8 protein-coding genes are annotated in these 13,948 nt (G+C 73.2%); 7 read left to right on the top strand and 1 reads right to left on the bottom strand.

Annotated features, from left to right (window positions below; genetic code table 11):
- Positions 1-90 precede the first annotated feature (90 nt).
- Positions 91-2,256: a RecQ family ATP-dependent DNA helicase gene (locus GA0115242_RS24975; RefSeq protein WP_093832168.1), complete on the bottom strand. Its 2,166-nt coding sequence runs from the start codon at positions 2,254-2,256 to the stop codon at positions 91-93.
- A 241-nt stretch (positions 2,257-2,497) separates the two neighbouring features.
- On the opposite strand from GA0115242_RS24975, the gene GA0115242_RS24970 reads away from it, so the two are divergent.
- The 7 genes from GA0115242_RS24970 to GA0115242_RS24940 all read left to right on the top strand — a co-directional run bounded on the left by GA0115242_RS24970 (position 2,498) and on the right by GA0115242_RS24940 (position 13,873).
- Positions 2,498-4,141 (top strand): DUF4192 domain-containing protein, encoded by a 1,644-nt coding sequence (locus tag GA0115242_RS24970; protein WP_093832166.1) that lies wholly within the window; start codon positions 2,498-2,500, stop codon positions 4,139-4,141.
- Between the two features lie 498 nt (positions 4,142-4,639).
- Positions 4,640-6,919, top strand: coding sequence for a glycogen debranching N-terminal domain-containing protein (locus tag GA0115242_RS24965; RefSeq protein ID WP_093832164.1), 2,280 nt, complete (start codon positions 4,640-4,642; stop codon positions 6,917-6,919).
- Positions 6,920-7,056: 137 nt separating this feature from the next.
- The gene (locus GA0115242_RS24960; RefSeq protein ID WP_093832162.1) at positions 7,057-7,815 is read left to right on the top strand and encodes an NUDIX hydrolase; all 759 of its coding nucleotides are present in this window, start codon (positions 7,057-7,059) and stop codon (positions 7,813-7,815) included.
- A 137-nt stretch (positions 7,816-7,952) separates the two neighbouring features.
- On the top strand, positions 7,953-9,866 hold the full coding sequence (locus tag GA0115242_RS24955) for an ABC transporter ATP-binding protein (RefSeq protein WP_093832160.1): 1,914 nt from the start codon (positions 7,953-7,955) through the stop codon (positions 9,864-9,866).
- A 161-nt stretch (positions 9,867-10,027) separates the two neighbouring features.
- Positions 10,028-10,915 carry a FadR/GntR family transcriptional regulator gene (locus tag GA0115242_RS24950; protein ID WP_176729910.1) on the top strand — a complete coding sequence of 296 codons (888 nt, stop codon included), beginning with the start codon at positions 10,028-10,030 and terminating at the stop codon, positions 10,913-10,915.
- Positions 10,916-11,336: 421 nt separating this feature from the next.
- On the top strand, positions 11,337-12,875 hold the full coding sequence (locus GA0115242_RS41860; RefSeq protein WP_093832156.1) for an RNA polymerase sigma factor: 1,539 nt from the start codon (positions 11,337-11,339) through the stop codon (positions 12,873-12,875).
- 134 nt (positions 12,876-13,009) lie between these two features.
- Positions 13,010-13,873 carry a S1 family serine peptidase gene (locus GA0115242_RS24940; RefSeq protein ID WP_093832154.1) on the top strand — a complete coding sequence of 288 codons (864 nt, stop codon included), beginning with the start codon at positions 13,010-13,012 and terminating at the stop codon, positions 13,871-13,873.
- The last annotated feature ends 75 nt before the right edge of the window (positions 13,874-13,948 follow it).

Genomic DNA, 13,948 nt, shown 5'->3' with positions numbered 1-13,948 from the left:
CGGGTCCCGTGAGGTGAGCGGGTCCCGCGCGGTGTGCGTGGCGGGTGGCGCGCTTGCGGGTGGAGCGGCGCGCCCGGGCGGGCGGTGCCGTCAGCCCTGGACGGCCAGGACGAGGGGCAGCACCCCCTGGGCGCCGGCGCGGCGGAGCATCCTGGCGGCGACCGCGAGCGTCCACCCCGTCTCGGTGAAGTCGTCCACCAGCAGCACAGGGCCCTGCGCTTCCGCGAGAGCTGAGGCGAGCGCGGGCGGCACGCTCAACGCTCCGTCGAGCGCCTTGAGGCGCTGCGCGCTGTTGCTGCGCGAGACGTGCGTGATGTCTCCCGTGTACTCCAGGGAGCCCAGCAGCGGCAGCCTGCCGACCTCCGCGATGCGCGCTCCGAGGGTGCCGATCAACTGCGGACGGGTGCGGGAGGCGACCGTGACGACCCCCACCGGCCGCTGCTGCCCCTCGGGCGCCCCAGGGGCCCATCCGCCGGGGCCCTTGGCCCAGTCCACCAGGACGCCGACGACGGCCTGCGCCACGTCGTCCGGCAGGGGACCGTCCGGCGCCGTGGGCGCGAGCATGGGGCGCAGCCGGTTGCCCCAGCCGATGTCGGAGAGCCGCCCCAGAGCCCGTCCCTCGGCGGCCTGTTCGCCCGGCGGGATGCGGCCCTTCAGGTCCACGCCGACCGCGGGCAGTCCGGTCGGCCACATCCGGCGCGGCTCCACCTCGACACCGGCCCTGCCGAGGTCGACGCGCGCGGCGTCCAGCGCGGCGGGCGACATGTCGGCCGTGAACCGGGCCCCCGCACAGGTGTCGCAGCGGCCGCAGGGCTTGGCCCCCTCGTCGTCCAACTGCCGTTGCAGGAACTCCATCCGGCACTCGGTCGTCGACGCGTAGTCGCGCATCGCCTGCTGCTCCGCCCCGCGCTGCCGGGCCACCCAGGCGTACCGCTCGGCGTCGTAGGTCCAAGGGGCTCCGGTGGAGATCCAGCCGCCCTTGACCCTCTTGACCGCGCCGTCGACGTCCAGGACCTTCAGCATCGACTCCAGGCGGGAGCGCCGCAGCTCCACCAGAGGCTCCAGAGCGGGCAGCGACAAGGGGCGCTCGGCGCGGGCGAGGACATCGAGAGTGCGCCGCACCAGTTCCTCGGAGGGGAAGGCGAGCGAGGCGAAGTACTCCCAGATCGCCTCGTCCTCGCGCCCGGGAAGCAGCAGGACCTCGGCGTGCTCGACACCGCGCCCGGCACGGCCCACCTGCTGGTAGTAGGCGATCGGTGACGACGGCGAGCCGAGGTGCACGACGAAACCGAGGTCCGGCTTGTCGAAGCCCATGCCGAGTGCGGACGTGGCGACCAGGGCCTTCACCTTGTTGGCGAGCAGGTCGTCCTCCGCCTGCTGCCGGTCCGCGTTCTCCGTCTTCCCGGTGTAGGAGGCGACCGTGTGTCCCCGGTGCCGGAGGAAGGCGGTGACCTCCTCGGCGGCGGCCACGGTGAGCGTGTAGATGATGCCGGAACCGGGCAGCTCGTCGAGGTGGTCGGCGAGCCAGGCCATCCGGTGCGCCGCGTCCGGCAGGCGCAGCACGCCGAGGCTCAGGCTCTCCCGGTCCAGCGGGCCGCGCAGCACCAGGGCGTCGGACGAGCCTCCGGTCCCCAGCTGCTCCGCCACGTCGGCCGTCACACGCGCGTTGGCGGTGGCCGTGGTCGCCAGGACCGGCACACTGGGCGGGAGATCGCCCAGCATGGTGCGCAGCCGTCGGTAGTCGGGGCGGAAGTCGTGTCCCCAGTCGGAGATGCAGTGCGCCTCGTCCACCACGAGGAGGCCGGTGGCGGCGGCGAGCGCGGGCAGCACCTCGTCACGGAAGTCCGGGTTGTTGAGCCGCTCGGGGGAGACCAGCAGAACGTCGACCTCCCCGGCCGCGATCTCGGCCTGGACCGTCCCCCACTCCTCGATGTTGGAGGAGTTGATGGTCCGCGCGTGGATCCCGGCCCGCGCTGCGGCGTCCACCTGGTTGCGCATGAGCGCGAGGAGCGGGGACACGATCACCGTCGGGCCGCTGCCGCGCGCCCGCAGCAGGGAGGTCGCCACGAAGTAGACGGCTGACTTGCCCCATCCGGTGCGCTGCACGACGAGCGCCCGGCGTCCGTGCGCGACCAGCGCCTCGATGGCCCGCCACTGGTCCTCGCGCAGCCGTGCCGTTCCGGTCGCGTCCCCGACGAGGCGGGCGAGGACCGCGTCGGCCGCTGTCCGGAGTTCCGTGTCGCTCGTGTGCTCCATGCCCTCCATCCAACAGGACGGGACTGACAATCCGGGCCGGAGACGGTCGGAGGCCGGGCCGGGCAGCGGAGTCTGCCGTGGCGGATCCGCGAGGCATGCCTCGCGGTATGACTATCGCCAGCCCTGCGGCAGGCGCATTTGTGCAGGTCAGGGGGTTGTTCTGATGATGTCTTGTCGTGTCCCTGGCTCGACTTTTCCACAGGGAAAAATCAAATCGCCGGGCTCGCGGGATCGTCGGCGCATGACGAATCACGGCGAAACCACGGGATCCTCCGAGAACGGCGGCGCGGCCGGACGTGAGGAGCACCTTTCCCGCGACGGACACGGCCTCCACAGCGGCTCGACCCGCCCCGACATCCACACCGGACCGGTCGTCGGCAGCGGACCGGGCACCGCGCACGGGGTCACTCTGCGCACCCCCGCGGAGCTGGCCGACGCGCTGCCCTACCTGCTCGGCTACCGCCCGGAGGACAGCATCGTGCTGGTCGCCCTGGAGGGCGACGAAGGCGGCGGCAGGTTCGGTGGCCGGGCCCGGCTCGGCATCCCGACGTCCCCGGACGACTGGAGGTCCGCCGCCGACCAACTGGTCCGAGGGCTGGTGAAGGGCAGCGAACGCAGGGGAGTCCGACCGCGGCAACTGGTCATCTACCTGTGCCAGGAACCGGCCCCAGGACAGACCGGTCAGGAGGTCATGCGGCGGCTGATCCCGCTCGCCGAGGAGTTGCGGAACGCCTGCGGCGATCTGAGGGTGTCGGTGGTCGAGGCGCTCTGCATCTCGGACGCCCGCTTCTGGTCCTACAGCTGCGGCAACCCGCCGTGCTGCCCGCCCGAGGGACTGCCGATGGGCCTGCCCGGCACGTCCGTACTGGCCGCCGCCGCGACCTACGCCGGGCTCCAGGTCCGAGGCACCCTGCGCGAGCTGCGGGCTCGGCTCCAGCCCTGGGAGAGCGCCGCCGTGCTGGAACAGGAGACGGCTCTGGACAAGGCCGCCATGGCACTGATCCCCAAGATCCTGGACGACACCGACCGCGTGGGAGTGGCCGAGAAGACCCTCGAACTAGCCGAACGCGTCATGCGCCGCCTCGCTGAGGCCCGCCCCGTCTCCGGGATCCTTCCCGCCGACCTCCGCGACGACGACCTGATCGGTCATGACGAGGCGGCGGCGCTGATCCTCGGCCTCCAGGACCGCGGGACCCGCGATCACGCGGCCGAGTGGATGGAGGGCGACGAGGCGGGACCGGCCCTCCGTCTCTGGCGCGCCCTGGCCCGCCGCTGCGTCGGACCGTACGGCGACCACGCGGCGGCGCCGCTGACCCTCGCCGGATGGGTCGCCTGGTCCACGGGGGACGAACTGGAGGCACGCGAGGCCTTCGCCATGGCCCTCGGTGTCGACCCCGAGTACCTCTTCGCCCGGCTGCTGCACCAGGCCTGCAACGAGGGTCTTGACCCGGAGTCCGTCCGCCGCTGCCTCCGCTCGGAACGACGGGGTCGCCCGGGAACGGGGGAGGGGGAGCAGGAGCGGTTGACGTCCGGGCCACGGCGCGCCGGCGGTGACAGGGCCCCGGATACCGAGGAGAGCCCGGCACGAAGGGACCCGGCCGAGGAGACGCATCCTGAGTCGGAGCCCTCCCGCGCCCGACGCAGGCTCCGCACCGGCAGCAGCGCGGGCGGTACGTCCCGTCCGGCGCGGACGAGTGGGCGTGGGAGCTCCGCGCGGATCCCGCGCCCTCGCACTCCCGCTGGCGCGGGACCGGGCGGCACACACCCCGGTAGCGAACGGGCCGACGGTTCGCGCCCTCGCCCGGCACGGAAGGAGACCCCGCAGCGCCGCGACGACGGCAGCGGAGGGATCCGTCCGGCGGGGGACGGCGAGGAGAGCGCGTGAGCGGGACCGGGGCGGGCGCGGCGCCGTCGCCTCGTACGGAGGGCCCCGGTACGACACGCGGACGACGGGTGCCGAGGCTGCGCCGCGCACCGCATGATCCCCTGCCCGTCCTGCCCGTCCTGCCCGTCCTGCCCGCCCTGCCTTCCTGGCCTGGACTGTCCGCCCAGCGTGAGCTGCCTGCCGCCCCCGCCTCGTCTGAGCTGCGGAACTGGCCTGCTCCGCTTGGCCCGGGGGCCTCGCCCGACCTGGGCGAACGAGCGGAGTTTCACGCGCCCGCGTGCACGGCGCGTCCGAGTACCCACGGGAGCCGTCCGCACCGAGCCCGCCATTCGGCGCCGTGGTCCCGGCGGAGGCGTGACCCCGGGGAGGCCGGTTCCGTTCACCTGAGTGGCGGAACCCACGGCTGGGCGCCGCCACCGCACCGCCCCAGTCCGACCGGACTCCTCAACCCGGCGCCGCACCCGCCCCAGGCGCAGAGAGCGCGGAAGAAGCCTCCTCATGCATCAGCCGACCCCAGCCGCCGCCGACGACTCCGGCACCGACGGATCATCAGCCTCCTCCGGGCGTGTCAGCGGCTGGGATCCCACCTGGCCCGCCGCGCCGGGAGGGGACGATCCGGCAGCCCCGGGGCCGAACCGCACCCCGACTCCTCCGGCACAGCGCGCCCCCACGCCTCCACCGCTCCCTCCCCTTCCGCCTCTCCGGCCCTTGGCGGAGCGCTGCGAGCCGCCCGGCACCGTGCCCCGGTCGGCCACAACCCCTCCGGCAACGGCGACCCGTCCACCCCGCCCGGCGACACCCGCCGACCCGCTCCCGCCGCCGAGGCGGTCCCTCGGGCTCCCGGCCGCTCACACCGCCCTGATCTGCGTCGCCCTTCCGACTCTCGCGATCTCCACCGACCAGGGGCAACTGAACGGCCAGGGACTGGAGGGCTTCTACCGCTCCGGCCGACGCGTGCTGTCCCGGTGCCAGGTCCGGGTGGCGGGGCGCGAACCGGTCGCCGTGCAGGCCCGGATGACGGCCTCCGACCGGGCTCGTTTCGTCGGAACCCTGAGCGCGTCCCCGCTCGGCGGACCGGATCCGGACGTGACCGTCGAACGCGTCAGGAGCGCGGACGGCACGGAGCGGATCACGCTCCGCAGCTCGGCCCCCCGCCCCCTCCGGGTACCGGTCGAGGTGGCGCTCGGCACCGACCTGGCCGAACTCGCCGCGATCGCCGCAGGCACCTCCGGGCCCGAACTGCCCGCCGGTGTGCACGAATCCGGGCTGCGGTGGTCCGGTGCGGCCGGGACCGTCACGGTCACGGCGGACCCGCCGCCCTCCGACATGCTGGCCTCGGCGGGCCTGCTGCGCTGGGAGTTCGAACTGCTCCCGGGCGCGAGCCGCACTCTCGAACTGCGGACGCGGTCCGAGGGCGGCCGAGCCCTGCGTACCGTCACCCGTTCGACGAACAGTCCGTTCGCCCAGGCCCACGCCTCCGGCGACGAACCCGGGATCCAGCCACTGCTGCGGAGCAGCGTCGAGGATCTTCAGGCCCTGCTGCTGCGCGACCCCGCGCATCCGGCGGACGTCCTTCTCGCGGCGGGAGCGCCCTGGCGCTGCGGTCCGGCCCCCGCCGAGGCCCTGGCCGCCGCGCGGATGGCGCTGCCGCTCGGTACCGGACTCGCCGCCGGGACCCTGCGCGCGCTCGCCCGTGTCCAGCTTGGTGGCCCCGCGGGCAGATCCGGCATGATTCCCGGGCCGCGGCGCGGCGCGGGCACGCGGCTGCCGCCGGAGTGCACCGGCACCCTCGCGACCCTGTTGTTCCCCGCCCTCCTCGCGGAGGCGTACCGGTGGGGTCTGCCCGAGCGGGACACGACGGAACTGCTGCCCGCCGCCGAGCGCTGCCTGTCCTGGCTCCTCACGGCCGTCGGCGACCGCACCTACCTGTCCGACCCGCAGCCGGGCGGTCCCGTCCGCTGCGAGACACAGGCACACGCCCACCGGGCAGCGGTCCTCGGCGCCGAACTGCTGGAGACCTGCGGGAGACCGGGGGCCGCCGAGCTGCGGCAGTGGGCCCGGGAGCTGCGGCGGGCCTTCCAGTCGGAGTTCTGGATCGGGGACCTTGGCGGAGGTCGACCGGCGGCCGCCAGGATGCCGGACGGGACCCTGGCACCGCATCTGGCCGGGACCGCCGCGCACCTCCTGGACACCGGGCTGCTGGGCGGTGGCCGATGGGCGCCCGGTCTGCTGGACCGGGTGCAGACCGAGCAGCTCGCCCGGCTCCTGGGCGGCCCGGCCCTGGACTCAGGCTGGGGGCTGCGGGGGCTCGGAGCCCAGGAGCCCGGACACAACCCCTTCGGCCATCGGGACGGTGCCGTGCGGGTGCACGAGACAGCGGTCGCGATCGCCGGGCTGGCCGCCGCCGGCTACGAGAAGGAGGCATCCTCACTGCTGCGCGGCACCCTGACCGCCTCCGCCGCCTTCGGGCACCGGCTCCCCGAGATGTACGCGGGCGAACGGCGCACCGAGGGGAGCGCGCCCCTCCCGCACCCCGCCGCCTGCCGTCCCGCCGCCACCGCAGCCTCGGCCGGCGTGCTGCTGGCCACCACCCTCGCGGGAATCCGCCCGGACGCTCCTGCCGGGACGGTCACCCTCCGCCCCTGGCACACCGCTCCTCTCGGCGAGATCGTGCTGACGGGACTGCGGGTCGCCGGAGCCCCGTTCTCCGTACGGGTGAGCAGGCTCGGCCTCGCCATGGTCGAGGAGGCGGCCGAGGGACTCCGGTTGGCGACGTGACCCGGGCGCGACCGAAACACGGGGTCCTGGGCCTGACGGGACCGGACGCGGCAGCCCGTGCCGGACCGAAGTGGATCAGCCAGGGAAGGGCCGACGAAGGGAGTGTTTATCGTCAGGCAGACGACTAAGATCGTCGCATGCCCTACGACCCGTCAGCTTTCCCCCCGTTCGCCGTCACCGTGGATCTGGTCGTGCTGACCGTGCGCCGTCACGCCCTGTGCGCGCTGGCGGTGCGCAGGGGGGAGTCACCGTTCAAGGGGCGTTGGGCGCTCCCCGGCGGCTTCGTGCGCGCCGACGAGGATCTCGCGCAGGCCGCCGCGCGGGAACTGGCCGAGGAGACCGGGCTGCACGCGCACGACCCCGCCGTGCCCGCCCGGGACAACGGCGCGCATCTCGAACAACTCGCCACCTACGGCGACCCCGAGCGGGACCCGCGGATGCGCGTGGTGAGCGTCGCCCACCTGGCACTCGCCCCCGACCTGCCCGCGCCCCGGGCGGGCGGCGACGCCAGCAACGCCCGCTGGGCGCCGGTCGAGGAACTCCTCCGGCAGGAGGGCTACGGGCGCGACGGCGAAGCGGCCGCTCCGCTCGCCTTCGACCACACACGGATTCTCTCCGACGGGGTCGAACGCGCACGATCCAAGATCGAATACTCGTCCCTCGCCACGGCGTTCTGCCCCACAGAGTTCACCGTCGGAGAGCTGCGCCGCGTCTACGAGGCGGTGTGGGCCGTCGCGCTCGACCCGCGCAACTTCCACCGCAAGGTGACGGGAACGCCGGGATTCCTCGTGCCGACCGGGGGGACCACGACCCGGCAGGGCGGTCGCCCGGCCCAGCTCTTCCGGGCGGGCGGTGCCACGCTCCTCAACCCGCCCATGCTGCGGCCCGAAGTGTGACCGCACGGCGCGGGCCGCACCCCAGACCGAGCACTTGGGAGCCCGTGCCGAGCGGGGACGCGTCCGCGCCGATCGCCGTGCGCGGAGCGGGCCTTGCGTGACCGAAAATACCGACATAGACCGCTATCTTGCTGTGGGTGATCCAGGCCTTCGGACTGACCAGCAACCCCCGCAAGGACACTCCGCCCGCCGTCGACGACATCTCCTTCGAGGCGCGCGCAGGACACGTCACCGCCCTCCTCGGAGGCCCGGGTGCGGGGAAGACCACGGCGCTCAGACTCATGCTCGAACTCCAACAGGGCCGCGGCATCACCTACTTCAGAGGCCGCCCCCTGCACCGCATCTCCCACCCGTCCCGTGAGGTCGGCGTGCTCCTGGGGGACGTGCCGGGCCACCCCGCCCGCACCGTCCGAGGCCACCTGCGCATGCTCTGCGCCGCCGCGGGGGTCCCTGTGTGCCGCGCGGACGAGGTCCTGGAGGTCGTCGGCCTGGTCAGCCTGCGCGAGGAACGCCTCGGCACTCTCTCCCGGGGCATGGACCGGCGCCTCGGGCTGGCCTGCGTCCTGCTCTCCGACCCGCACACCCTCGTCCTCGATGATCCCGCCGACGGCCTCTCCGCCCGCGAGACGCGCTGGCTGCAGGGCATGCTCCGTGCCCACGCCGCCCAGGGCGGCACGGTCCTGATCACCGCGGGAGACCCCAAGGAGGTGGCCCGCAGCGCCGATCGGGTCGTCTCCCTCGACAAGGGCAAGGTCGTCGCCGATCAGGCCGCCGCGGACTTCGCCCGCACCCGGCTGCGCCCCCGCGTCGCCGTCCGCAGCCCGCACGCGGCCCGGCTCGCCGCGCTGCTCGCCAAGGAGGCGCGCGCCGACCGCCGCTCCGTCGAGGTCGTCCGGGAGGGCGGCAACCGCCTCTCCGTGTACGGCGGCACGTGCGCCGACGTCGGCGAGACCGCGTTCCGGCACGGCATCCTCGTCCACCAACTCGCCGACGAGGTCGGTGACATGGGCCCAGGAGCGGGAACGGAACCCGACACCGCCGCCGCTTCGGCAGCCGAAGCGCAGGGGGACGCCGACGGGGCCCCGGCCGCAGGCGCGGAACCGGAGCGCTCGGGCGCGGTCGGGGCGTCGTGTCCCGCCGTGACCGCGGGGTCGCCGTCCGCTGCGAGGAGCGCGGCCACCACCCGCCCCGAGCCTCCCTCAGGGCAGCGGAAGCGGGTCGGTGCCCCCCGCACCCTCGACGCCCTCCCGGCCCTGCCGCCGCCCATCTCCGTGCGGTCCGCGCCCAGTCCGCTGCGTCCCCTGCGCTACGAGATCCGCCGGGCCACCGGGATCGGCACGGGGTTCCTCATCGCGGCCGCCGTGCTCGTCGTGTCCGTCGTCACCGCCGTCCTGCTGGCCAGGATCGGGCACACCCCGCAGGCGCGTCTGCTGGCCGCCTGGCCGCAGCAGGTGCCCCTGCCGCCTGCGGCGCTCGGGGCGGGCCTGATCGGCGCGCTGGCTTTCGGCGACGAGTTCCGCCACCCTGCCCTGGCCGCGGACCGCGGGACCGTGCCCCGCCGACTCGGACTGCTCGCCGCCAAGCTCCTCGTCACCGCAGCCACCGCGCTGGCGCTGGCCGTCCTCGCGATCGGCTGCGACGCGGAGATGCTCTACCTCGTATACGGACGGGAACTCACCCAGGTTCCCGCCGACTGGTTCCCGGCGGGCGCGAGTTGGCTCGGACTCGTCATCGGGTGTGCCTGGGCCGGGGTCCTCGCCGCCGGTGTCTTCCGGTCCACCACCGCCGGACTCGCGGCCGTGCTCGCCGTGCCGGTGGTCGTCGTCCCGCTGGTGCACAAGGCGTTCGAGGGGCCGTCGGTGCGGACGGCGGCCGGATTCCCGCTGCGGGTGCGCGAGGTGCTGCTCGTGCAGTGGCCGTTCGGCGGGGAGCGTTACCTGGTCGCCGTCGCCCGCGTGCTCGCCCAACCCGTCGGCAGCGCCCTGGCGTTGTCGGTGACCGTGCTGCTGTGCGCGTACCTGTTCACGACGCTGCGCACCAGGCTTCGCTGACCGGAGTCCGCACCCCGTGGAGCCCCCTTGCGCGCAACTCCCCTGGGAAAGCCCATTTCTGTCCGATAAGTCGTCAATTGCGACGGGGTGAGCGATCACCCTTTCGTGTGCTTTTCACCAAAGACCTCAAGGGAGTTGGAGACAGCGCCGACAAATGATCCGTGAGTACCCTTGCGCACACCATGATGACCGCCGCCCGCTCCGCAGACTCAGGTCTGGTCGGTCCGGGCGAACTCGACCGCTACCCCTACGCCGACGCCCCTGGTCCCGACCGTGTCGGAATCCCGTCCTGGGAGGGCACGGAATCCGATCTCGGCCGCGTCGGCAGGAGGGCCTCCGGCAGCCGCGGGCGCGGGCTGCACGGCCAACTCGTCCAGCAGCTCGGACAGATGATCGTCTCCGGTGACCTCGGCGCGGACCGCCCCCTGGTGCCCGAGGAGATCGGCCAGCGCTTCGAGGTGTCCCGCACCGTCGTCCGCGAGTCGCTCCGCGTCCTTGAGGCCAAGGGCCTGGTCAGCGCCCGCCCGAACGTCGGCACGCGCGTGCGTCCCGTCAGCGACTGGAACCTCCTCGACCCCGACATCATCGAATGGCGCGCCTTCGGACCGCAGCGCGACGACCAGCGCCGTGAGCTGAGCGAGCTGCGCTGGACGATCGAACCGCTCGCCGCGCGTCTCGCCGCCGGACACGGCCGTGAGGACGTGCAGCAGCGCCTCGGCGACATGGTCGAGATCATGGGCCACGCCATGGGGCAGGGCGACGCCCTGACGTTCTCCCGCGCGGACGCCGAGTTCCACTCGCTGCTCATCCAGCTCGCGGGCAACCGGATGCTGGAGCACCTCTCCGGGATCGTCTCGGCCGCTCTCCAGGTGTCGGGCAGCCCGGTCACCGGCTGCGACCGTCCGAACGAGGCGTCCCTCGGGCACCACGGCCGGATCGTCGACGCGCTCGCCGCGGGCGACGGCACCGCCGCCGAGGTCGCGATGCGCCAACTGCTCACCGTTCACCCCGAGGTGGAGCGCGTGGTGCCCGCGCCGCGCGAGCACTGACCGCCCGCCGTGGGCGGCACGCTCGAAGTCGTCCCCAGGCGTCGCGCGGCCTGTGCCGTGCGTCCCGTCGGATCCCGCAGGCCCGCCCCGGGTGCTGCGGGGTCCGACGCCGCCCTGTGAGGCGGTAGCACCGTCCGGGGGATCCCGGATCAGGCACCGCACGACCTCCTCTGCCCGTATCTGACCGTTTTTGCGCGCTTACGGGGTGTGACTCGGGCCACGCAGATTGGGCGTAACGCTCGGCGAACCTGCGCGATGACCTAAGAGGTGACAGCCGAGGAGGGAATACGGACGCCGCTCACGGCGCTGTGCATCCTCCCGGCACCCGCCCGCACCGTCGGCCCATCCCCAAGCCGGTGGTCGGCTCCTGTCCGCACGGACGGGGCCGGAAGCCGTTTTCCAACGTTCCGAGAGGTTGTTCGTGTCGGCCAGCACATCCCGTACGCTCCCGCCGGAGATCGCCGAGTCCGTCTCTGTCATGGCTCTGATCGAGCGGGGAAAGGCTGAGGGGCAGATCGCCGGCGACGATGTGCGTCGGGCCTTCGAAGCTGACCAGATTCCGGCCACTCAGTGGAAGAACGTACTGCGCAGCCTCAACCAGATCCTCGAGGAAGAGGGTGTGACGCTGATGGTCAGTGCCGCGGAGCCGAAGCGCACCCGAAAGAGCGTCGCAGCGAAGAGTCCGGCCAAGCGCACCGCCACCAAGACGGTCGCGGCCAAGACGGTGACCACCAAGAAGGCCACCGCCACCGCCACCCCGGGGGCGTCCACCGCCGACGCCGCGGGCGAGGGCGACACGTCCGTCCGCAAGGCCGCCGCCAAGAAGACCGCCGCGAAGAAGACCGCGGCACCGGCGAAGAAGGCCGTCGCCAAGAAGACCGCGGCGAAGAAGACCAGCGCCAAGAAGGACGACGCCGAGGTCGTCGAGGAGGAGGTGCTCGAGGAGACCCCCAAGACCGGGGACGAACCCGAGGGCACCGAGAGCGCGGGCTTCGTGCTCTCCGACGAGGACGAGGACGACGCGCCGGCCCAGCAGGTCGCCGCCGCGGGCGCCACCGCCGACCCGGTCAAGGACTACCTCAAGCAGATCGGCAAGGTCCCGCTGCTCAACGCCGAGCAGGAGGTCGAGCTCGCCAAACGCATCGAGGCGGGCCTCTTCGCCGAGGACAAGCTCTCCAACGCCGACAAGCTCGCGCCGAAGCTCAAGCGCGAGCTGGAGATCATCGCCGAGGACGGCCGCCGCGCCAAGAACCACCTCCTGGAGGCCAACCTCCGTCTGGTGGTCTCGCTGGCCAAGCGCTACACCGGTCGCGGCATGCTCTTCCTGGACCTCATCCAGGAGGGCAACCTCGGTCTGATCCGCGCGGTGGAGAAGTTCGACTACACCAAGGGCTACAAGTTCTCCACGTACGCCACCTGGTGGATCCGGCAGGCCATCACGCGCGCCATGGCCGACCAGGCCCGCACCATCCGCATCCCGGTGCACATGGTCGAGGTCATCAACAAGCTCGCGCGCGTGCAGCGCCAGATGCTCCAGGACCTGGGCCGCGAGCCCACCCCGGAGGAGCTGGCCAAGGAACTCGACATGACCCCGGAGAAGGTCATCGAGGTCCAGAAGTACGGCCGTGAGCCCATCTCCCTGCACACCCCGCTGGGTGAAGACGGCGACAGCGAGTTCGGTGACCTCATCGAGGACTCCGAGGCGGTCGTCCCGGCCGACGCGGTCAGCTTCACGCTCCTGCAGGAGCAGCTGCACTCCGTCCTCGACACCCTCTCCGAGCGCGAGGCGGGCGTCGTCTCGATGCGTTTCGGTCTCACCGACGGTCAGCCGAAGACCCTCGACGAGATCGGCAAGGTCTACGGCGTCACGCGTGAGCGGATTCGCCAGATCGAGTCGAAGACGATGTCGAAGCTGCGCCACCCGTCGCGTTCGCAGGTGCTGCGCGACTACCTCGACTGATCGCGTCCCCAGATCACGGAAGGCCCGGTTCTCGCACAGAGAACCGGGCCTTTTCGCGCTCCGGCGCGGGTGCGCGGCGCGACGGACTGGACCACTCTGGGTGTCTCATGACCACCCCAGAGTGAGGAGCGTGCATGCGCCGTCCGTCCGTCCGGGCCCTGGCCCGGCCGCTGGCCCTGGTGGCCGCGGTGACCGCCATACCGTTGCTTTCGGCCGCGCCCGTCTCCGCCGATGTGGTGGTCGGCGGGTTCGCGATCGACGTCTCGCAAGCCCCGTGGACGGTGGCGCTGTCCAGCCGTGACCGATTCGGGGGTACGCGAGCGGGACAGTTCTGCGGGGGAGTGCTGGTGGGCCGCACCACCGTGCTCACCGCGGCCCACTGCATGGGTGACGACGTGCTGGGGGCGCCGCCGAACAAGGTGAAGGACCTCAAGGTCATCACGGGGCGTACCGACCTGGCCTCCGACCAGGGGCACGAGATCGCCGTGCGGGACGTCCGGGTGAACCCCGGCTACGACAGCGTGACCAACGCCGGCGATTTCGCCGTCCTCACCCTCGCCGAGCCGGCGGCGGAGAGCGCGGTCATCGGGATGGCGCCCGCCGGTGACGCCGCGTACGAGCCCGGCACCAAGGCCCGGGTCACCGGGTGGGGCGATGTCACGGGAGGGGGCGACTACGCGCGCACCCTGCACGCCGCACGCGTGCACGTGCTGCCCGACGATCGCTGCCGGACGGCCTACCCGGGCAGCGCCGACGGCACCTACCAGGCGGACAGCATGGTGTGCGCCGGGGAGGCGTCAGGAGGCCGGGACGCCTGTCAGGGGGACAGCGGCGGGCCGCTGGTCGCCGACGGCAAGCTGATCGGCCTGGTGTCCTGGGGGAGCGGCTGCGGCCGCGCCGGGAGTCCGGGCGTCTACACGCGCGTCTCCACCGCTCTGGAGGCGGTGGACGCGCATTCCCGCACGGGGCCCGCTCCGAGGGCCTCTGGGGGCCGCTGACGGCTTCTGAGGGGTATCCGGAACGAGCGCGGGCGGCGCGGTCCCTGGTGAACAGGGACCGCGCCGCCCGTGTCG

It is taken from the genome of Streptomyces sp. SolWspMP-5a-2, assembly GCF_900091845.1.
In the GTDB taxonomy this organism is placed as follows: domain Bacteria; phylum Actinomycetota; class Actinomycetes; order Streptomycetales; family Streptomycetaceae; genus Streptomyces; species Streptomyces doudnae.
Note: the sequence above shows the minus strand (reverse complement) of the source record. Positions and strands in the feature narration are given on the sequence as shown.

Excerpts from the sequence above, each read along its gene's own strand:
- GA0115242_RS24965 (WP_093832164.1), top strand. The coding sequence starts at position 4,640 with ATGCATCAGCCGACCCCAGCCGCCGCCGACGACTCCGGCACCGACGGA.
- GA0115242_RS24960 (WP_093832162.1), top strand. The coding sequence starts at position 7,057 with ATGCCCTACGACCCGTCAGCTTTCCCCCCGTTCGCCGTCACCGTGGAT.
- GA0115242_RS24975 (WP_093832168.1), bottom strand. The coding sequence starts at position 2,256 with ATGGAGCACACGAGCGACACGGAACTCCGGACAGCGGCCGACGCGGTC.
- GA0115242_RS24970 (WP_093832166.1), top strand. The coding sequence starts at position 2,498 with ATGACGAATCACGGCGAAACCACGGGATCCTCCGAGAACGGCGGCGCG.
- GA0115242_RS24940 (WP_093832154.1), top strand. The coding sequence starts at position 13,010 with ATGCGCCGTCCGTCCGTCCGGGCCCTGGCCCGGCCGCTGGCCCTGGTG.